Genomic DNA, 21,204 nt, shown 5'->3' on the forward strand with positions numbered 1-21,204 from the left:
GCAAGCACTGGCCTGGCGCCTCTCAATGGCCGGAGTCGTAGAAACACCAAGGCATGTTAGCTATCAATTAATATGATAGCGATAACAACAGTCCGGAGACGAGCGTGCATTTTCAATCCGCCCCCCTGGATGACGCCGGCATCCGATCACCCTCGCCCAGACATGAACATCGCGCCCGACTGAACGACATCGCCCGCGAGGCGGGCGTCAGCCTCGCCACTGTTGATCGCGCGCTGCACCACCGTTCCGGCGTCAGTGATCGCACGCTGCTACGCGTGCAACAAGCCCAGCAGCGGCTGTCCACCGTGCACACGCGCGCACCGACCGGAAATCGCGCCTTGCTCCTGTGCTTCCTACTGCCCGCGGGTGACAACAGTTCGTCGCCATGCTGCGCAGCGAGTTGGAGACGCTCACTCCCTGGCTGATCGAGCAAGGAGCTCGCATCGACATCCGCACCACCGATGCCTTCGAGCCCGCCGCTGCGGCATATGCGGTTAAACGCCTGCGCGGGCAGTACGACGCGATCGTGCTGATGCTGCAGGACCATCCGCTCGTGCGCGAAGCCGTCGAACGCGCAGCGGCGGACGGCACCTGTGTGGTGACCTTGGTGTCGCAGATCGCGACGCGCCAGAGAACACCCTTTGTGGGCATAGACAACGCGGCTGCCGGCCGCACAGCCGGCACCCTGCTCGGCCGCTTCACCGGCGACCGTAGCGGGCGCGTCGGCATCGTCATGGGCTCTCGAAGCCTGCAGGACCATGCCGAGCGCCTGCGCGGCTTCAGTGAGCTGATGGCAGCACAGCATCCTCGGCTGGCCTTGCTGGAACCCCTGGAATGCAACGATCGCGACGAGTTCACACAGCCCGCAGTAACCAAGTTGCTGGCCGCACACCCTGACCTGGGTCGGCTTCCCAGGAAGCGCGAGCCTCCTGCCATCTTGCGCTGAACCTGTTGGCCCGGCAGTCGGCGCTGTATGACGTCGAGTCCATCCGCACCGAGATCTACCTCAAGGACACCTGCCCTAGGGCACGCATGACCCCGGATGGCAGTACCGCACGGATGGCCTCCATTGCCCGCCGACGCGCCCCTGATGAGCAACTGAAAGCACGCTGTGCGCCCCGCGTGATATCGCAATCATGTCCGGCAGAACGCTGGTTTCGCCCGTACGACACAGGAGCGATCTGGAACCCAGGGCTTCGCAAATTTGGGCTCCGCACAAAAAACTTCACACGGCGGAGCGTGGGCGCATTGCACACGCCGCAGCACCGCCCGTACCAAGCCAAAGCCTGTTCTTCTGGACAACTTTGCCTATGAAAAGCAGGCTGTCGCAGGCCACGTTTCGCCGAAGCCAGTTGTTGCCCCAAAAGGAACCGGTCAACCAAATTAGGCTAAATCACAACATAACGGAATTTGGTCTGATCACTTTTTTCTGTCTTTCGATGCTGATATTCGTATCACCTGACGGGCTTGCCCACGAGGGACCACCTCAAAGTCAGGTTCGTCTCGAAGTGCCAAGGGGAAACCTTGGTTCAACACGATTGGTAGCGCCTAACAATCTGTTTTCTGAGTGATTTTTCAGGGCTTAGCGCGCTGGCGACAGCACACAGAACCTGCTTCAACGTTGCACGGCCCTGCGGTTGGGGTCTGTGCATCAAGGGGCCTTGCAGGCCCTACAACGATCCGGCCCTCGACGGCCTTCAGGAGACAAAAATGAACAAACCCCCACAGGTCAGTACCTACCGGCGGAGCTTGCCGGCCGCTCGTGGCGCGCTGACGCTCACCGTGTTGGCGGGGCTGGTCAGCCAAGCCTATGCGCAACAAGCCGCCGTACCCGCGGAGAAGCAGCTACTCGACACGGTGGTAGTCAGCGGCTTCCGCAGCTCACTCGCAGCCTCGGCCCGCGAGAAGCGCGACACCGTCGGGCTGTCCGACTCCATCCATGCCGAGGACATCGGCAAGTTCCCCGACAACAACCTGGCCGAGTCCATTTCTCGCGTGCCAGGCGTGCAGGTCAACCGCGACTTCACGGGTGAGGGCCTGAACATCCAGGTGCGCGGCCTTGGCTCCAACTTCACGCGCATCCTGCTGAACGGCGCGCCCATCGCGTCCGCTGGCACCAGCGGCGGCAGCGCGTCCAACGCGAACCGCGAGGTTGACCTGGACTTCCTGCCCGGCGACCTGTTCTCGCGCGTGACCGTGTCCAAGAGCCCGACGGCGCAGACGCTGGAAGGCGCCATCGCCGGCGTGGTGGACATGCGTACCGCCCGCCCCTTCGACAAGGCCGGCACACGCGGCGTTCTGAAGCTGCAAATGGCCAAGAACGACCCGTCGCCGCACGCCAGCACGCGTGGCACGGCGCTCTACAGCACCACGTTTGGCGACACCTTCGGCGTGCTCGTCGGCGCGTCCTTCGCTCGCAATCGCGTGGCGACGCGAGGCTTCGAGGTCGGTTATGTGCAGGACTGGATCACGCCCCGCCTGGCCATCCCCTCGCAGTCCACGGCTGGCACGGCCGGCACGACCGCCGGCGCCTGGAACATCCCGACCACCGTGCCCGCCGCTGCGGCCGGCACCTACACCGTCGGCGGCGTGACGCAGACGCTGACCGCCGGCCAGGCCATCGACGCTGCGCTGCTCAAGACAATGAACCCCGGCGCGACAAACCAGCAACTGGACAACGGCTACGTGCCCCGCCTGCCGCGCCCCGTGTACTTCGAGGGCCAGCGCGACCGCCTGAACGGCCTGCTGAGCGTAGAGTTCCGCCCGACGGAAGACTTCGACGCCTACGTCGACGTGCTGCTGGGCAGCAAGACGAACAAGCAGGAGCGCTCCGACTTCAACATCAGCATGCGCAACGGCGCCGCCATCCCGATGGGGATGACGTACGACCGCACCGACTGCGCCAACTACTGTTTCGCCACGGGCGGCACGTTCCTGAACACCGTCGGCTTCCTCGAATGGCGCCGCCAGGACGAGAAGACGCACTTCACGTCGCTGACCCCCGGCATGGAGTGGCGCCTCACGGACAAGTGGACGCTCACCGGCCAGGTCAACATGGCTCGCAGCGGCTTCAAGCGCCTGGCGCCGACGCTGCTGGTGCCAACCAACGCGGCCAAGCCCTTCACCACCAACATCAGCCACAACGGCGACTTCCCGGTCTACACGCCCAGCAGCGACCCGAACGACCCGAAGACCTTCGGCTGGTACACCGGCGGCCCGACCGGCGTCACGGCCACCATCAACGGCGAAGGCCGCGAAATCCGCACCCGCGGCGCGCGCTGGAACCTGGCGTGGGGTGACGAGAAGCTCACGGTCAAGGGCGGCATGGCCTACGACACCTACAACCGCAGCATCACCGGCATGGGCGACGACGGCCGCTGGGCCAACATCGCCTGCGGCGGCAATCTGAACTATCAGATGCTGGCGCCCAACAACACCGGCCCCAACCCCTGCAACGGCAGCATCACGGCGGCCAATGCAGCCGCGACGAACCCCCTGACGCAGTACCCCGGCTACGGCAGCGGCTGGACCGCCGGCAAGCCGCCGCTGGCCTACCTGGGCTCGGCCGTGCCCGACATGTCCCAATACCTGTCGCCCGGGCGCGCCGGCTTCGTGACGTTGGACTGGGCCCGTTTTGCCGAAGCGACGCAGTACAACCAGCTGGCCAGCAACTTGATCCCCGCTACCGGCAACGGCTTCAGCGGCGTGTCGGCCCAGCGCTTTGGCGAGAACGTCTTCGGCAGCTACCTCGAGGTGTCGGGCCAGGCGCGCATCTTCGACCGCCTGCTGCGCTATGACCTGGGCCTGCGCCACACGCATGCCATGCAGACCATCGGCATCTTCGCCAGCRTGCCTGACCCGCGCACGACCGCCCTGCCCGACGGCGGCACGACCAACGCGAGCCAGGGCGCGCGCTACCCGGCCCAGGTGGTGGAAACACAGGGCCGCACGTCGTACAACACCAACCTGCCGAGCGGCACGCTGGCCTACAGCATCGCCGACGACATGATCGTGCGCGCGGCCGCCTCCAAGTCCATCACCCGGGCCAACCCGAGCGACCTGCGTCCCCTCACGCTCACCGTCAACGACGTGGCCTTCCAGCTCGTGTCGGCGACCAACCCCAACCTCAAGCCGTTCGAAGCCAAGAACCTGGACCTGGGCTGGGAGTGGTACACCGACAAGAAGGGCAGCTACCTCGCCGCGGCGTTCTTCAAGAAGGACATCAAGAACTTCCCGCGCACGGTGACGCAGCAGCTGACGCTTTCGCAGATTCGTCAGATCTATGGGGACAACTCCATCACCTACGCTGCTGGCAGCCAGGCCGAAACGGCGGTCAACGCCAGCGGCGGCCCGGACAAGCACCTGATGACGCTGAGCCAGCCGGTCAACACGTCAGACGTCATGAAGCTCAAGGGCGTGGAGCTGACGTGGTCGCAGTCGCTGGACCGCTGGCTGCCGTGGAACGGCTTCGGCTTCGTCACCAACTACACCCGCACCATGCAGGACGCCGGCACCAGCGGCCAGGTGCCGATCGGTGTGTCGCCCTACACGGCCAACCTGACGGTGTATTTCGAGAACAGCCGCGGCTCCATCCGCCTGAGCAACAGCTATCAGGCGCAGAGCTCGTTCGACACGATGGCCTCGGACGGCAACAACGCCTTCCGGCTCATCAAGGCCAACCGGGCCTACTTCGTGATGGACCTCTCCACGCGCCTGGAAATCGGCGACTGGGTGGGCTGGAAGAAGGGCGTGTCGGTCAACTTCGACGTTGCCAACCTGGGCGCGGCCAAGCAGAAGTCGTTCGTGCAGGAAGAGTACGCGACGCGCACCTACTGGGATCCGGGTCGCACCTACCAGCTGACGGCGCAGGCAAAGTTCTGATCCTCGCCAACCGGGCGCCAACATTGGCGCCCATCGCAGGGCCGGCTCGCGCCGGCCTTGTTCCTTTGTGTGGCGCGGCAGGAGCAACCCGTGGTATCGCGTAGACAGCTGTTGATGACCCCGCTGCTCGCCGGTCTGACGGGCAGCGTCCTGGCCTCGGCCGTGCGCTTCGAGCGCCGCGGCGGCGGATTCACCATTGCGACACCCGATGGCGCGACGCCGATCTGGGTAGACGCTGCCGACCACAAGGGCGTGGCCCGTGTCGCGGCAGACCTGGCTGCCGACGTGGCGCGCGTGACCGGCAGCGCTGCGCCCACCGTCGGCAGCCGCAGCGCTGCCGCACGGCGCGTCATCGTCGTTGGCTCGCTCGACCGCAGCCCGCTTGTGCAGGACCTCGTGCGGCGCGGCAAGCTGGACGTGACCGGCGTGGCGGGGCAGTGGGAAGCCTATGTCGTGCAGACCGTCAGCCAGCCCTTCCCCGGCGTCGACGAAGCGCTGGTGATTGCCGGCGCCGACAAGCGCGGCACCATCTACGGCGCCTACGACCTGTCGCGCAGCATGGGCGTCTCGCCCTGGTACTGGTGGGCCGACGTGCCTGTGCAGCAGCGCGCCGAGATCTGGATAGCCGCCGGCCGACGCGTGCAGCGCTCACCCGCCGTCAAGTTCCGCGGCATCTTCCTGAACAACGAGGCGCCCTGCCTGTCTGGCTGGACAGCCGAGAAATTCGGCGGCATGAACTCGGCCTTCTACACCAAGGTGTTCGAGCTGCTGCTGCGCCTGCGCGCCAACTACCTCTGGCCAGCGATGTGGAACAACGCCTTCGTCGAGGACGACCCGCTCAACGCGGTGCTGGCCGACGAATACGGCATCGTCATGGGCACGTCCCATCACGAGCCGATGAACCGCGCCCACAAGGAGTTCACCAACCGCCGCGAGCAGCTCGGCAACGGGCAGTGGAACTACCAGAGCAACCGCCCCGCCATCCGCGAGTTCTTCCGCGAGGGCGCCGCACGCAGCAAGCAGCATGAGCTGCTGGTGACGCTGGGCATGCGCGGCGACGGCGACGTGGCGCTGGAGGGCACGGGCGGCCTGCAATCCGACATCCGGCTGCTGGAGGAAGTCATCACCGACCAGCGCCAATTGCTCGTCGAGCAGACCGGGCGGCGCATAGCGGACATCCCGCAGGTCTGGGTGCTGTTCACCGAGGTGCTCAAGTATTACGACGGCGGGCTCAAGCTGCCGCCGGACGTGACGCTGATGTTCTCCGACGACAACGTCGGCTACCTGCGCCGCCTGCCCACGGCCGCCGAGCGCGCCACGCGCACCGGCGGCTTCGGCATCTACCACCACATGGACATGAACGGTGGGCCCTACTCGTACAAGTGGACCAACACCAACCCGCTGCCCAAGCTGTGGGAGCAGCTCAACCAGGCCTTGCACCACGGCGCCGACCGCATCTGGATCACCAACGTCGGCGACCTCAAGCCGCTGGAGCTGCCGATCGAATTCTTCCTGGCCATGGCCTGGGACCCGGCCTCGGTGGGCCGCGACAAGATCCAGGCCTGGACCGAAGCCTGGGCCGAGCGCGACTTCGGCCCGGCGAACGCGCGCGACATCGCATCCATCGTGTCGCGCTATGCCAAGTACAACGCCTGGCGCAAGCCCGAGGTGCTCAAGCCCGACACTTACAGCCTCGAACATCACAACGAAGCCGCGCGCATCGCCGCGCTGTGGGCCGACCTGCGGCGCCAGGCCGAGGCCGTCAATGCCAAGCTGCCGGCCGAACAGCGCGCCGCCTACTACCAGTTCGCGCTGCACCCGGCGCGGGCCTGCGCCAACCTGAACGAGCTGCTGCTGGCCGCCGCACGCAACCAGCGGTTTTCGCGCCAGGGCCGCGCCAGCACGAATGACGAAGCGGCGCTGGTGCGGCGCCTGTTCGCCGACTCGCGCCGCATCCGCGACACCTACAACCACGAGCTGTCCGGCGGCAAGTGGAACCACCTGATGGACCAGACCTACCTGGGCTATTTCGACTGGTACCAGCCGACCTACGACATCCCGCCGCCCACCACCGAACTGGGCCTGCCCGACGTTGCCCGTTTCGGCGTCTGCGTGGACGGCGCCGCGCAGGCCTGGCCGGGCTACTACCTGCCGCCCACACTGCCCACCTTCGACGGCCTGGTGCGCGGCACAAGCTGGTTCGAGGTCTTCCCGCGCGGCCAGCGAGCCGTGAAGGCGGATGTGAAGGCCGACCAGCCGTGGATCAAGCTGCGCGCCGTGCCCGCTTTCTCGGCCGGCAGCCAGGATGTGCGCCACGAGGTCGACATCGACTGGGCCCAGGTGCCCGAAGGCAACCCCACCGGGGCGATCACGGTGTCGGACGGCAGCGAGCACGTCGTCATCGCGGTTCGTGTGGCCGGCGCGTCTGTGCAGCAGCGCCAGGACGCGCGCAACGCCTGGGGCAGCCTGGCCGGCGCCTTCAGCATCCCGGCGGACGGCTTCGAGCGCAACACCGAGGCGGCCGGCGTGCGCTGGCAGCCGCTGCCGGACTACGGCCGCGTCGAGGTGGCGATGACGCCGGTGCCCGTCAATGCCGCGTCCGTGCGCGACCCGCGTCAGGCGCCACGCCTGCAATACCCGATCTATGTCGGCCGGGCCGGCGACTACCAGTTCGACGTCATCACCGCGCCCACGATGCGCACCGATCCCGCGCACGAGCTGTCGCTCGCCCTCTGGGTCGACGACGGCGCGCCGCAGGTGAAGAGCGTCTTCAACGCCGACGAGCGCGAGTCGCAGGAGTTCCTCGGCCGGGCCTACGACATCAACGCCCGCACCGACATGCGGGTCATGAAGTTCCGCTTGCGCATAGCCTCGCCCGGCCGCCATGTACTGACCGTGGCGATGGTCGACCCGGGCCTCGTGCTGCAGCAGATCCAGGTCTACCGCGACCGCCTGCCGCCCTCCTACTTTGGCCCGCTGCCCAAACGCATCGCTGCATGACCATGCCAACCGCACTCAAGTCCCTGCTCCTCGCCCTGTCCCTCGCTGCCGTCTCTCTCGCGCAGGCGGCCACACTCACGGCGACCCTCGTCGTCGAGGCCGACAAGCCCGGCCCGCGCATCGACCCGAACATCTACGGCCAGTTCGTCGAGCACCTCGGGCGCGGCGTGCACGAGGGCATCTGGGTTGGCGAGGGCTCGCCCATTCCCAACGTGCGCGGCATCCGCAGCGACGTGGTGGCGGCGCTCAAGCGCATCAAGGTGCCGGTCGTGCGCTGGCCGGGCGGCTGCTTCGCCGAGCTCTACCACTGGCGCGACGGCATCGGCCCGCGCGAGCAGCGCCCGCGTGGGGTGAACGCCGCCTGGGGMGACGAGCCTGAAACAAATGCCTTCGGCTCGCACGAGTTCATGGACTTGATCGAGCAAATCGGCGCCAAGCCCTTCCTGTCCGTCAACCTGGCCAGTGGCTCCCCGGCCGAGGCGCAAAGCTGGCTGCACTACCTGACCGACCCGGCCAGCTCGGGTGCCGGCGCCGAGCGCGCGCGCAACGGCCGCAAAGAGCCCTACAACATTCCCTACATCGGCATCGGCAACGAGAACTGGGGCTGCGGCGGCAACATGACGGCCGAGTACTACGCCGACCAATACCGCCAGTACCTCAGCGTGCTGCGCCCCTTCGGCACCTTGATCGCCACCGACGCCAACGCCGACGACTACGCCTGGACCGAAACCGTCCTCAAGCGGGCGCTGTTCCGGCATTCACAGTCGACACCGCTGGCCTGGATCAACAAGACACCGCAGCTGTCCATGATGTCGCTGCACTTCTACACCTTTGCTGGCGACGACTGGGGCAACAAGAGTCCGGCGCTGGGGTTCACCGAACTCGACTGGGCCAGGTCGCTGCTGCGCACGCAAAAGATGGACGAGCTCATCACGCGGCACACCGCCATCATGGACAGGCACGACCCCGAGCGTCGCGTGGGCCTGGCGGTCTCGGAGTGGGGCACCTGGTGGGCTGAAGACAAGACCCGGCCCTCCAACCTCTACCAGGTCGGCACGCTGCGCGACGCCGTCATCGCCGGGTTGACACTGAACATCTTCCAGGACCACGCCGAGCGCGTGCGCATGGCCAACCTCGCGCAGATGGTGAACGTGCTGCAATCCCTCGTCCTGACAAAGGGCGAGAAGATGATCGTCACGCCGACGTATCACGTCTTCGACCTTTACCAGGGCCATCAGGGCGCGATGCGCCTGCCTGTCAGCGTGAGCGTGCCGAGCTATCGCGTGGGAGATGTCGACCTGCCCAGCCTGAGCGTCTCGGCGTCGCGCAGCGAGGGCGGCAAGCTCACGCTCTCCATCGTGAACCTTCGTGCGAGCGACGACATCCGCCTGGCGGTTGAACTACAAGGCGCCAGCTTTCGCAGCGTGCGGGGCCGCACAGTCACGGCAGGCAGCCTCGATGCCCATCCAGGCTTCGAAGGGCCGGACCCCCTTCAGCCAAGGCCGCTGTCGGGCATCAGTCTCAGGCCGGGGCGACTCGAAGCAACGGTGCCGTCAAGGTCGGTGAGCGTCATCGAAGTCAGCCCCTGAACAACCTGCTTCCATTGATCAGAGCACCGAATCGCCGGACAGGCCCGTTCAACCCCGGGTCACGACGCGTACCTTCGGCAAAGGCGTCACTGAGGATCGTTTGCGAGGAGCGGCATCGGACTGTCGGCGGATGAGCTCGCAGTCCATGTGCACCACCTGCGGCTCGAATTCCTGCGCCGCGCGCCTCGCCTTCACCTGCCGCACCAGGAGACTGACCGAAGCGGCAGCCATCATCCTGATCGGCTGGCGAATCGTCGTCAGCTCCGGCCGGCCACTGGTCGCAATCGGCGTGTCGTCACAGCCCACCACCGTCAGGTCGCCCGGGACGTCCAGCCCAAGCTGGTGCGCCACCGTCACCGTGGCTGCCGCCATGTCGTCATTGCTGGCAAAGACTGCCGTGGGGCGCGGCGCCCTAGCCAGCAGGGCTTCAGCAGCCACCAAGCCTGAGTTGTAGGTGAACAGACCGGGCACCACAAAGTCGTCCGGCGTGGTCAAGCGCGCGTTCCGCATGGCGCTTCGGAACCCGTTCAAGCGGCATTCCGTGGCGCTGTGGGTCGCACTGCCGGTGATGAAGCCGATGCGTTCGTGTCCAAGCGCAATCAGATGCTGCGTCATCTTCATCGCAGCGCCGTAGTGATCCACACCCACTGAACTCACCCTTGCGTCGGGCCTGCCCGGCGCGACCAGCATGGCGGCGAGGCCTCTCTCAAGGACGTTGTCGATCAGCGCACCGCAGTCGCTCAGCGGCGGCGCGATGATGACGGCATCGAGTCCGCTGCCCAGGAATGAATCCACACTGCCGGCGCCACGATGCTGGTCGACCCATTCGACGGCGAGTTGCACGCTGCTGGAACTGGCTTCGTTGATGAGCCCGATCAGAAACTCGCTCAGGTAGCCTGCACTCGGGTTGCTGTAGAGCACGCCGACCCGAATGGGTCCGATTTCGACGATGCGCCGGATCTCCTGACTCGAGACGTATTTCAGGTCGGATATTGCAGCCAGGACCCGCTCACGCGTCGAGGCCCTGACTGCCTGCTCGCCATTGACGACGCGCGACACCGTCATTGCCGAGACTCCGGCACGCTGCGCGACATCCGCCAGTGTCACCGGTTTGTTCCGCTGGGCTTGGTTGGCTGCCAGGTTTTCCATATTCCGTAGTATTAACGAAAGCGTTGATGCAATGTGACGCCAACAAATCAACCGAGGCACTCGATATCAAATTCGATATTGATCTTGGTAAATTCAATATTGGTTCTTACTGCACCCTCCGATTAATATCAATGCGCATCAAGCAATTGCATGGCGTCGGGACGACGCCATCGAGAGCTGATCTGCGCATTCAAGCTCGGACGGGGTGCTCCGACACGATCAGCTGCAACATTACCACCAATTGGTTGCGTCACCATTTCCGAACGGTAAGCGCAATCAAAGCGCGTTAAAGCCGCTCGCGAAAGCACTGCGACACGACGCGCAAGCGGCGCTAACCTCTCAAGCCCTGCGCGCAAACCCCAAGAGTCACGTGCCACATGATATCGCTATCATTCGTCGTTATAAAAACGCTGGAGACCGTGCGTGACATCCTTCCCATCAACCATGGGTTTTGTGGCGGCCGCCCTGCTGACCTTGGCCTGCTCGCAGAGCGGCGCCCAGAGTACGTCGCCAAACGGTACTCCGCGCCAGGGCGCCAACAGCGCTGCACCAATGCCCGCCACCTTCAGCAATCCGGTCGTCAGCGGGTTTGCCTCCGACCCGAGCGTCTGTCGCGCTGGCAGCGATTTCTATCTCGTGACCAGCACCTTCGAGTACCTCCCGGGGCTGCCGATCTATCACAGCCGTGATCTCGTGCATTGGCGGCTGATCGGCAATGCCCTGTCTCGCGAGACGCAGATCAGCTTCGTCGGCCGCAAGAGTTCTCAAGCGATCTTTGCGCCGACCATCCGCTGCGAGAGCGGCCGCTTCTACATCGTGACGACCGACGTGGACGGGATTGGCAACTTCTACATCACTGCGACCGACCCTGCCGGCGAGTGGTCCGACCCGGTCCGCCTGCCCGAGCCGGTCTTCGGCATGGATCCGTCCTTCTTCTTCGACGATGACGGTACCGTCTACTACACACGCCATGGCGGTGGCCGCAACGGCGGCGTCTATCAGGCTCGCGTCGACCTCAAGGCCGGCAAGCTGCTGGAAGAGCCACGGCTGGTGTGGAGCGGCATGGGCGGCATCTGGCCCGAGGGCCCGCACCTCTACAAGCGAAACGGGTGGTACTACCTGATGATCGCCGAGGGTGGCACGTCCTACGACCACCGCATCACGATGGCGCGCTCCCGCTCGCCCTGGGGCCCCTTCGAACCCCACCCCGACAACCCGGTGCTGACCCACCGCAACCTGCCCAAGCATCCGCTGCAGGCGCTGGGCCACGCCGACCTCGTAACCACGCCGGAGGGCGAATGGTGGGCCACGCTGCTGGCCATCCGCCCGCAGGAGGCGGCTGGCGGCCGTCACCATCACATCGGCCGCGAGACGCTGCTTGCCCCCGTGCACTGGCGCAAGGACGACTGGCCCGATTTCGGCCAGAACGGCGTGCTGGCCGAAGCCCAGCCCACGCGCGGCCTGCCCGGCTGGGCGCCCTGGCCGCAGGTGCCGGTGCGCGAGACCTTTGCGCCCGAACGCAAGCTGCCGCCGCACTGGGCCTTCCTGCGCACACTGGCCAAGGACCGCTGGTCGTTGACCGAGCGGCCTGGCCGGCTGCGGCTGGTCGGCGGGCGCACCGACCTGGATGTCATCGGCACGCCTGCCTTCGTGGGGCGCCGCCAGGAGCACTTGAACCAGCGCTTTGCAACGGAGCTGGACTTTAGTCCTGCCGCCGATGGCGACGCCGCAGGTCTGGCGCTGCGGATGAATGAATCGCACCACGTGCTGCTGCGAGTTACCGGCCTGCAGGAACGACGCGTTGAATGCCTGCAGCGCCTGGGCAACAAGCCGCAGGTGCTGGCGTCAGCGCCCGTCAAGTCAGCAGCGCTTCAGCTCCAGGTGGTGGCAACCCCTACCCAGTACACCCTGTCCTGGAGAGCGGCCGGCAAGCCGCAGGACTGGCAGACTCTGTGCAGCGTGCCGACCTACCAGCTATCCACCGAGACGTCGAGCGGCTTCACGGGTGTCTACATGGGGCTGTATACGTTCAGCGAAACGGCCAAGCCCGCGACCGCCGACTTTGCTTGGGTCGACTTCGAGGCGCTTGGCCCCTAGGGAAGGTCTGCAAAACCCCTCGTCAATCCGAGTGGTGACGGGGGTGAACGCGAGGGCCGATGCGAGGCCCGGAAGAAGCAGCTTTATTTCCCCTGGCATACTCAAAACGGTAAGCACCGGCGTCTCCGGTGCAGACGCCCTCCCCGGGCGCACAGCCGCGACTCATGCCGCCTCTGCCCACGGTCACCAAAGCCTTCCTGCTGGCTTGTGTCGGCTTCTTCTGCTTCTTCGAGATCTTTCCCGGTCTCGCCGTCCTGTTCGAGCTGTGGCCGCTAAGCACGGGCCTGTTCTGGCCCTGGCAGCCGATCAGCTACGCCTTCCTGCATGGCAGCTTCATGCATCTGCTGTTCAACATGTTGGGGCTGTGGATGTTCGGCGGCGAGCTGGAGCGGGTCTGGGGCCCGAAGCGCTACACGCAGATCCTCGTTGCCAGCACGCTGACCGCAGCCGCCGTGCAGTTGCTCTTCACCTGGGCCATCGGTGCAAACTCGCCGACGGTGGGCGCGTCGGGCGCGATCTTCGGCCTGCTGCTGTCCTTCGGCATGCTGTTTCCCAACCGCATCATCGTGCCGCTGATTCCGCCCATCCCGATGAAGGCCAAGTACTTCGTCGCGATCTTCGGCGGGCTGGAGCTCATCCTCGGGTTCAACAGCTCCAGCGGCGTGGCCCACTTCGCCCACCTCGGCGGCATGCTGGGCGCGTGGCTGCTGATTCGCCACTGGCGCTCGGCCAGGCGGCGCTAAAGCCCTTCGTGGGGCGTCGGGTAGCGCAGGGCCAGTCTCAGTTCGCGCTTGAGGCGCGCATTGCTCAGCCGTCGTGATTCGCTCCAGAAGCTCAGCTGCATCGCGCCCATGCGCCCGGCGGCCTCTGCGCGCGTGATGCGCTCGGGCCGTGGCAGGCCGGCCAGATCGGCCGCCAGGTCGAAGTAATCACCTATCTGCAACTGACTGTCGTCGCAGACGTTCACTGCCCGCTGCGGCAGGCCGCGCAGCAACGCGAGCACGCAGGCGCGGGCCAGGTCGTCGGCATGGATGTGGTTGGTGAAGACGTCGTCCTCACGCCTGAGCACGGGCGTGCCGCGCGCCAGGCGCTCGCGCGGGTGGCCGCCCTCGCGGTCGCGGGCGTAGATGCCGGGGATGCGCAGCAGGCTCACGCGCGTGCCATGGCGCAGGCCGAAGGCGCGCAACTGGCCTTCGGCATCGACACGGCGGCGGGCGCGGTCGGTGGCGGGGTTCAGGGCGCGCGTCTCGTCAATGAAGGCGCCGCCGCAGTCGCCATAGACGCCGGTCGTGCTTGCGTAGACGAGCGTGCGCGGTGGCTTGGGCGCCAGCGCGGCGAGCAGGTTGCGTGTGCGCTGGTCGATCTCACCGTCACGCGCCGGCGGAGCGAGATGCAGCACGAGGTCGGCCAGGCCGGCCAGCCGCGCCAGCGTCGCGGGCTCGTCGAGATTGCCGACCAGCGGCACGGCGCCAGCCGCCCGCAGCGCAGTGGCGCGCGCCGGACTGGACGTCAGCGCGAACACTCGCCAGCGGCCGGCCAGCACCTTCAGCACGCGCAGGCCGACGTCGCCACAGCCAATGATCAGCAATCGAGGGGTCATGCCAGGGTCGGGCAAAATGCGGCGCAGTCTACGGCCCCGGACTCCTCAGCGGGGCCGCTTGCTTTTTGAGCCCATGTCCTACCAGATCACCATCCAGCCCGCCGGCCGTGTCTATCACACCGAGGGCGACGACACCCTGCTTGCCGCCGCCATCCGCAACGGCGTSGGCCTGCCCTATGGCTGCAAGGACGGCGCMTGCGGCTCSTGCAAGAGCAAGCTGCTGGAAGGCGCCGTCATCCACGGCAACCACCAGCCCAAGGCTTTGTCGGCCGAGGAGGAAGCGTCCGGGCTCGTGCTGACCTGTTGCGCGCGGCCCCAGACGGATTGCACCATCGAGGCTCGCACGGTGCCGGGCGCCGGCGAGTTCCCGGTGCTGAAGCTGCCGACGCGCGTGGCCGCCATGCTCAAGCCCGCGCCCGATGTCGCCGTGCTGACGATGCAGCTCGCCGCCAACCAGAACTTCCAGTTCCGCGCCGGCCAGTACGTCGAGTTCATCCTGCGCGACGGCTCGCGCCGCAGCTACTCGATGGCCAACGCGCCGCATTCGCTGCCCGGCCAGATCGAGCTGCACATCCGGCACATGCCCGGCGGCAAGTTCACCGATCACGTCTTCGGCGCGCTCAAGGAGAAGGACATCCTGCGCATGGAAGGCCCCTTCGGCAGCTTCTTCCTGCGCGAGGACAGCGAGAAGCCTATCGTGCTGCTGGCCAGCGGCACCGGCTTCGCGCCCATCAAGGCCATCGTCGAGCGGGCACGGCACATCGGCTCGCAGCGACCGATGGTGCTGTACTGGGGCGCGCGCAAGCAGGCCGACCTCTACCTGAACGACTGGGTGGCGCAGATCGCTGCTGACTGGCCGCAGCTGACCTACGTGCCGGTGCTGTCCGAGCCGGACGAGGGCTGGACGGGCCGCACCGGCTTCGTCCATCGCGCCGTCATGCAGGACCTCCCCGACATGAGCGGCCACCAAGTCTACGCCTGCGGCGCGCCCATCGTGGTCGACTCGGCACACAAGGACTTCGTCGCGCAGTGCCAGTTGCCGGAGGGCGAGTTCTACGCCGACGCGTTTACCTCTGAAGCTGACAAACATGGCAACGCGTAGCGTGGCCATGTTTGCAGTGAAGACTCATATTTGCCGCCAGGCAAATGTGAGTCGCAACTACAAGCACTGAAATGTTCGAGCCGCCCTGGACCGATCCTGCCGACCTGGTCGGCTCGCTCAAGAGAGAAGGCGAGGCCGTCATTGCGCCGGCTTCGCTGGGCGCGCTGGGCGTGTCGGCGGCCGAGCTCGACACCCTCAAGCCCTGCTGGGACGACCTGCCGCCCGACGGCTATCTGCGCGACGGCGGCCGCTACCGCTTCCGCCGCCACGGCTGCTTCGTCGCCGAGGGCGGCTCGCTGACGCTGACACCGCACCGCGCCCACTGGCAGCCGCTGGACTACAACGCGCTGCATGGCGGCATCCAGCGCTGGTATGTGCCGCTGGCGCAGGAGATGGCCACGTCGCCCGCCTGGGCCGCGCTGCTGCTGGGCCTGGCCCGGGCCGCATCGGCATTGAAGGGCGAGCAGCCCTGGTTCATCGAGTCCCACCCGTTTCGCATCGACACCAGCGACGGCATCGGCCGGCCCACGCCGGAAGGCGCGCACCGCGACGGCGTCGACCTCGTGGCCGTGCTGCTGGTGTCCCGCCACGCCATCAAGGGCGGCGAGTCACGCGTCTTCCAGGCCGCCGGCCCGGCCGGCCAGCGCTTCACGATGACCCAGCCCTGGACGCTGCTGCTGCTGGACGACGCCCGCGTCATCCACGAGACGACGCCCATCCAGCCCGTGGCGGCGGGCGAGCGGGGCTGGCGGGACACGCTGGTCATCACCCTGCGCAGCGGCGGCTTCCAGGGCCCCTGACGCCTCGCCGCCTACACTGACAACGGCCATGCCAAAAGCGTGGCCGTTCTCATATCCACTGCCGCGCTTACCAAGCGCCGAATGTCATGACCCCGACCTCCCTCTTCGGCCTGCCTGAGCAGCCCGCCCACGAGCGCGTGTTGCTCGCCACCGACCCGGCCACCGGCCTCAAGGCCATCCTCGCCGTGCACAGCACCGCGCGCGGCCCGGCCTTCGGCGGCTGCCGCCTCTGGCACTACGACTCCGACGCCGCCGCGCTGAACGACGCGCTGCGCCTGTCCCAGGGCATGAGCCTGAAGAACGCGCTGGCCGACCTGCCCTTCGGCGGCGGCAAGGCCGTCATCCTCAAGCCACCCGGCGCCTTCGACCGCCCTGCCCTGTTCGCCGCCTTCGGCCGCGCCGTGCAATCGCTGAATGGCGCCTACATCACCGCCGAAGACGTCGGCACGACGACGGCCGACATGCGCGGCATGCAGGCCCACACGCCTTTCGTCAGCGGCATCCCGCGCGACGGCGCCTTCGGTGGCGACCCCAGCCCCAAGACGGCCTGGGGCGTGTTCGTGTCCATCCAGGCCGGCGCCCGCCTGGTGCTGGGCCGCTCCTCACTTGAGGGCGTGCGCGTCGCGCTGCAGGGCCTGGGCGCGGTGGGCTGGCATCTGGCCGAGTTCCTGCACGCGGCCGGCGCCAAGCTCATGGTGGCGGACGTGGACACGACCAAGGTCGAGCGCGCGGTGGCGCAGTTCGGCGCGGTCGCCGTCAGCGTGGCCGACATCCTGGCAGCCGACGTCGATGTGCTGGCACCCTGCGCCTTGGGCGCCTCGCTGAACGAGCACACCGTGCCCGCCGTGCGTGCCCTCCTCATCGCCGGCGCCGCCAACAACCAGCTCGCCACACCCGCCGACGGCGACGCCCTGCACACGCGCGGCATCTGCTACCTGCCCGACTACCTGGTCAACGCCGGCGGCATCATCAGCGTGGCTCGGGAGTACCGCGGCGAGGGCGAGGAGACGGCCGTGATGGCCGAGGTCGGCCGCATTGCCGAGCGTGTGGAAGAACTGCTGCAGCGCGTGCAGACGGCCGACTCGACGCCGGCCCGCGTGGCGGATGACTGGGCGCGCAGCAAGCTCGTTCGCCAGCCCTAAGCAAAACGCCCGGCACTGCCGGGCGTCTTTATTGGTTCATTCGCCGAGGTAGGCCGCTCGGACCTTGGGGTCGTTCAGCAGCGCCTTGCCTTCGCCCTCCATCGTCACCTCGCCCGACTCCATCACATAGCCACGATTGGCCAGCTGCAGCGCGCGGCTGGCGTTCTGCTCGACGAGCAGCACCGTCACGCCCTGCTGGTGGATGTCGTTCACGACCTCGAAGATCTTGTCCACCATGATGGGCGACAAGCCCATGGACGGCTCGTCCAGCAGCAGCACCTTGGGCCGGGCCATCAGCGCGCGGCCCATGGCCAGCATCTGCTGCTCGCCGCCAGACATGGTGCCGGCCAGCTGCTTGGCGCGTTCCTTCAAGCGCGGGAAGAGCGCGAAGACCTTGTCGATGTCGGCATCGATCTCGGCGTCGCGGCGGTTGTAGGCGCCCATCTGCAGGTTCTCGACGATGGTCATGCGCGTGAAGGTGCCGCGACCCTCGGGCACCATGACCAGGCCTTGCTTGGCCAGGTCCCAGGCGCCCTGGCCCTTGATGGCCTTGCCGAGGTATTCGATGCTGCCGGCGGCCGGTGGCTGCAGGCCGGTGATGGCCTTCAGCGTGGTCGTCTTGCCAGCGCCGTTGGCGCCGATCAGCGACACCAGTTCGCCTTCGCGCACCTCGAAGCTGACGCCCTTGACGGCCTGGATTCCGCCGTAGGCGACCTTGAGGCCGCTGACTTTGAGAAGAGTTTGTGCCATGTCGTTCGTCCCTCTCAATGCGCTTTGTGACCAGCGCCGAGATAGGCCTCGATCACCTTCTCGTTGTTCTGTACCTCGGCCGGCGTGCCCTCGGCGATCTGCTTGCCGTAGTCCAGCACGGTCACGCGGTCGCACAGGCCCATGACCAGCTTCACGTCGTGCTCGATGAGCAGGATGGTGCGGCCGTCGTTGCGGATGCGGTCGATGAGCTCGCGCAGCACGACCTTCTCGGTCGCGTTCATGCCGGCGGCGGGTTCGTCCAGCGCGATGAGCTGCGGGTCGGTGGCCAAGGCGCGGGCGATCTCCAGGCGGCGCTGGTCGCCGTAGCTCAGCGTGCGCGCCTTGAACTCCGCGTACTTGCCGATGCCGACGTAGTCCAGCAGCTCCTGCGCCCGCGCCTTGATGGCAGCCTCCTCGGCCTTGAAGCCGGGCGTGCGGAAGATCGCGCCGACGAGGCCGGACTTGGTGCGGATGTGGCGGCCGACCATGACGTTCTCCAGCGCCGTCATGTCGGCGAAGAGGCGGATGTTCTGGAAGGTTCGCGCAATGCCGGCCTTGGCGACCTGGTGCACGGCCTGCGGCTTGTACGGCGTGCCGCCGAGCGTGAAGCTGCCGCCGTCCGGCACGTAGAGGCCGGTGATGACATTGAAGAAGGTCGTCTTGCCGGCGCCGTTGGGGCCGATGAGGCCGTAGACCTGGCCGCGCTGGATCTGGATGCCGACGTCGGACAGGGCTTGCACGCCGCCAAAGCGCTTGGACGCGCCGCTGACGTTGAGAACGATGTTGTCGTGGGTGGTCATGTTGTCGTCCTCCTCACTTCGCCGCAGGTGGCGGTGCCACCTTGCCGTGTTCAGGCGAAGGCCACAGGCCACGCGGGCGGACCAGCATGATGATGATCATGGCCGAGGCCACCAGCAGCTGGCGCAGGATGGACGCGTCGATGCGGCCATCGGTCATGTTCTGGATGTCGCCCGCCACATAGCGCAGCACCTCGGGCAGGGCCGACAGCATCAGCGCGCCGAGGATGACGCCGGGGATGTGGCCGATGCCGCCCAGCACCACCATCGCGACGATCATGATGGACTCCTGCAGGCTGAAGGACTCGGGCGACACGAAGCCCTGGAAGCTCGCGAACATCGTGCCGGCCACGCCGCCAAAGGTGGCGCCCATGCCGAAGGCCAGCAGCTTCAGGTTGCGGGTGTTGATGCCCATGGCCTTGGCAGCGATCTCATCCTCACGGATGGCCATCCAGGCGCGGCCGATGCGCGAGTTCTCCAGCCGATAGCAGATCATCACGCTGGCCACGACGAGGGCCAGGAACAGGTAGTAGTACAGCGTCACCGACGGCAGCGTGAAACCGAACACCTCCCAGGGCTTGCCGAGATCGACGCCGAAGAAGTGGAAGGAGTCGATCTGGCCGATGCCGCGCGGGCCGTTGGTCAGGTTGACCGGGTCCTCCAGGTTGTTCAGGAAGACGCGGATGATTTCGCCGAAGCCGAGCGTGACGATGGCGAGGTAGTCGCCGCGCAGCTTCAGCGTGGGCGCGCCGAGCACGACGCCGAACAGCGCCGCGATGCCCGCTCCCACCGGGATGACCAGCCAGATCGGCGAGTGCAGGCCATCCGGGAAGGCGGCCATGATGGCCTCGAAGTTCTGGCTCAGGTGCGGGCTGGCCATCAGCGCGAACACATAGGAGCCGACCGCGTAGAAGGCCACGTAGCCCAGATCCAGCAGGCCGGCGTAGCCGACGACGATGTTCAGGCCGAGCGCCAGCAGCACGTAGAGCAGGGCCAGGTCGATGATGCGAACGGGGCCGTTGCCGAGTTGCTGCGCGAACAGCGGCACAAGCAGCAGCCCGATGGCGGCGGCGAGAAAGGTGACGAGTTTCTTGGATTGCATGTCTTGGCTCCCTTCAGGCTCGGTCGGCCACACGCTCGCCGAGCAGGCCCGAGGGCCGCAGCGTCAGCACGAGGATGAGGGCCACGAAGGCAAAGATGTCGGCGTAGTGGCTGCCCAGCACGCCGCCGGTCAGGTCGCCCAGGTAGCCCGCGCCGATGGACTCGATGAGCCCCAGCAGCACGCCGCCCAGCACGGCGCCGGCCAGGTTGCCGATGCCGCCCAGCACCGCCGCCGTGAAGGCCTTGAGCCCAGGCATGAAGCCCATGGTGTGCTGCACGGTGCCGAAGTTGGCGGCCCACATGATGCCGGCCACGGCGGCCAGCGCGGCGCCGATGACGAAGGTGGTGGAGATGATGAAGTCGGGCTTCACGCCCATCAGGCCGGCCACGCGCGGGTTTTCGGCGGTGGCGCGCATCGCGCGGCCCAGGCGGGTGAAGTTCACCAGGTACATCAGGCCCGAAAGGATGACCACCGTGAGGCCCAGGATGAGGCACTGCGTGACCGTGATGACCGGGCCGCCCAGGTCGAAGGGCGTGGTGGGCAACAGCAGCGGGAAGGGCTTGGGATTCGGCTTCCAGATGATCATGGCGAGCACCTGCAACAGCAGCGACATGCCCATGGCCGTGATCAGCGGCGCCAGGCGCGGCGCGTTGCGCAGCGGCCGGTAGGCGATCTTCTCGACCGCGTAGTTCAGCGTTGCGCAGATGACGATGGCCGCGGACAGCCCGACCAGCATCAGCAGCCAGCCGGGCATGCCCGTGTCGGCCAGCAGGGTCACCAGCGTCCAGCTGACCATGGCCCCCACCATCAGGATCTCGCCGTGGGCGAAATTGATGAGGTTGATGATGCCGTAGACCATCGTGTAGCCCAGCGCGACGAGGGCGTACATGGCCCCCAGCACCAGGCCGTTGATGATCTGTTGAATGAGAGTCTCCATGGAGGGTCCCTGCTATTTGGTTGGGCGCAGCATGCGCCAAGCGAACTGGACAAATCGCAACCCTCGTGCCAAAACGCGGCGGCGAGCTGGCTTTCAAGGGTATTCACCGACCGGTTGAAACAGCCTGTCGTTTGATCCGTCCCACGGCTGCGGYCAAGGTCTGATTTCACGAGTGTCGGCCCGCATGTGGTGGGCGGAAATCCGCACAAACCGCACGCGTCGCGGGCGGTTCTCCGCCAGGCCTTAAAAAACCGCCAC

The 21,204-nt window shown here is 66.8% G+C and carries 16 protein-coding genes; 10 read left to right on the forward strand and 6 right to left on the reverse strand.

Annotated features, from left to right (window positions below):
- Positions 1-104: 104 nt before the first annotated feature.
- From ACXRVZ_RS09795 to ACXRVZ_RS09815, 5 genes are all read left to right on the forward strand, one after another.
- Complete coding sequence (locus ACXRVZ_RS09795) at positions 105-425, forward strand: LacI family DNA-binding transcriptional regulator (protein ID WP_457421131.1); 321 nt, start codon at positions 105-107, stop codon at positions 423-425.
- Entirely contained in the window at positions 386-946 is a 561-nt protein-coding gene (locus ACXRVZ_RS09800) for a substrate-binding domain-containing protein (RefSeq protein ID WP_457421129.1), read from the forward strand. Before ACXRVZ_RS09795 ends, ACXRVZ_RS09800 begins: the two co-directional genes overlap by 40 nt.
- 764 nt (positions 947-1,710) lie before the next feature.
- Positions 1,711-4,881: a TonB-dependent receptor gene (locus ACXRVZ_RS09805; protein ID WP_458232359.1), complete on the forward strand. Its 3,171-nt coding sequence runs from the start codon at positions 1,711-1,713 to the stop codon at positions 4,879-4,881.
- Between the two features lie 114 nt (positions 4,882-4,995).
- Positions 4,996-7,881, forward strand: a complete 2,886-nt coding sequence (locus ACXRVZ_RS09810; protein ID WP_457421125.1) for a glycosyl hydrolase 115 family protein — start codon at positions 4,996-4,998, stop codon at positions 7,879-7,881.
- A complete protein-coding gene (locus ACXRVZ_RS09815; RefSeq protein WP_458232360.1) occupies positions 7,878-9,470 on the forward strand; it encodes an alpha-N-arabinofuranosidase in 1,593 nt (530 codons plus the stop codon). Before ACXRVZ_RS09810 ends, ACXRVZ_RS09815 begins: the two co-directional genes overlap by 4 nt.
- A 48-nt stretch (positions 9,471-9,518) precedes the next feature.
- On the opposite strand, the gene ACXRVZ_RS09820 is transcribed toward ACXRVZ_RS09815, so the two are convergent.
- A complete protein-coding gene (locus ACXRVZ_RS09820) occupies positions 9,519-10,619 on the reverse strand; it encodes a LacI family DNA-binding transcriptional regulator (RefSeq protein WP_457421121.1) in 1,101 nt (366 codons plus the stop codon).
- A 552-nt stretch (positions 10,620-11,171) separates the two neighbouring features.
- Between ACXRVZ_RS09820 and ACXRVZ_RS09825 the strand changes: the two genes are divergently transcribed.
- Both ACXRVZ_RS09825 and ACXRVZ_RS09830 read left to right on the forward strand, forming a co-directional pair.
- Entirely contained in the window at positions 11,172-12,716 is a 1,545-nt protein-coding gene (locus ACXRVZ_RS09825) for a glycoside hydrolase family 43 protein (protein WP_457421119.1), read from the forward strand.
- A gap of 164 nt (positions 12,717-12,880) precedes the next feature.
- Entirely contained in the window at positions 12,881-13,459 is a 579-nt protein-coding gene (locus ACXRVZ_RS09830) for a rhomboid family intramembrane serine protease (protein WP_457421117.1), read from the forward strand.
- On the opposite strand, the gene ACXRVZ_RS09835 is transcribed toward ACXRVZ_RS09830, so the two are convergent.
- A complete protein-coding gene (locus ACXRVZ_RS09835) occupies positions 13,456-14,316 on the reverse strand; it encodes an SDR family oxidoreductase (RefSeq protein ID WP_457421115.1) in 861 nt (286 codons plus the stop codon). The genes ACXRVZ_RS09830 and ACXRVZ_RS09835 overlap by 4 nt on opposite strands.
- 73 nt (positions 14,317-14,389) lie before the next feature.
- Here ACXRVZ_RS09835 and ACXRVZ_RS09840 point away from each other — a divergent pair, with 73 nt between their 5' ends.
- The 3 genes from ACXRVZ_RS09840 to ACXRVZ_RS09850 all read left to right on the forward strand — a co-directional run bounded on the left by ACXRVZ_RS09840 (position 14,390) and on the right by ACXRVZ_RS09850 (position 17,360).
- On the forward strand, positions 14,390-15,418 hold the full coding sequence (locus ACXRVZ_RS09840; RefSeq protein WP_457421113.1) for a CDP-6-deoxy-delta-3,4-glucoseen reductase: 1,029 nt from the start codon (positions 14,390-14,392) through the stop codon (positions 15,416-15,418).
- Positions 15,419-15,489: 71 nt separating this feature from the next.
- On the forward strand, positions 15,490-16,218 hold the full coding sequence (locus tag ACXRVZ_RS09845) for a 2OG-Fe dioxygenase family protein (RefSeq protein WP_457421111.1): 729 nt from the start codon (positions 15,490-15,492) through the stop codon (positions 16,216-16,218).
- A gap of 86 nt (positions 16,219-16,304) precedes the next feature.
- On the forward strand, positions 16,305-17,360 hold the full coding sequence (locus tag ACXRVZ_RS09850; RefSeq protein WP_457421109.1) for a Leu/Phe/Val dehydrogenase: 1,056 nt from the start codon (positions 16,305-16,307) through the stop codon (positions 17,358-17,360).
- 36 nt (positions 17,361-17,396) lie between these two features.
- Here ACXRVZ_RS09850 and ACXRVZ_RS09855 read toward each other — a convergent pair whose 3' ends face one another.
- The 4 genes from ACXRVZ_RS09855 to ACXRVZ_RS09870 are packed head-to-tail and all read right to left on the reverse strand — an operon-like array spanning position 17,397 to position 20,946.
- Entirely contained in the window at positions 17,397-18,110 is a 714-nt protein-coding gene (locus ACXRVZ_RS09855) for an ABC transporter ATP-binding protein (RefSeq protein ID WP_458232361.1), read from the reverse strand.
- 14 nt (positions 18,111-18,124) lie between these two features.
- On the reverse strand, positions 18,125-18,910 hold the full coding sequence (locus ACXRVZ_RS09860; protein ID WP_457421105.1) for an ABC transporter ATP-binding protein: 786 nt from the start codon (positions 18,908-18,910) through the stop codon (positions 18,125-18,127).
- 13 nt (positions 18,911-18,923) lie between these two features.
- Complete coding sequence (locus ACXRVZ_RS09865) at positions 18,924-20,009, reverse strand: branched-chain amino acid ABC transporter permease (protein ID WP_457421103.1); 1,086 nt, start codon at positions 20,007-20,009, stop codon at positions 18,924-18,926.
- Between the two features lie 13 nt (positions 20,010-20,022).
- The gene (locus ACXRVZ_RS09870) at positions 20,023-20,946 is read right to left on the reverse strand and encodes a branched-chain amino acid ABC transporter permease (protein ID WP_457421101.1); all 924 of its coding nucleotides are present in this window, start codon (positions 20,944-20,946) and stop codon (positions 20,023-20,025) included.
- Positions 20,947-21,204: the final 258 nt, after the last annotated feature.

This window comes from Roseateles sp. P5_E8 (genome assembly GCF_054177665.1).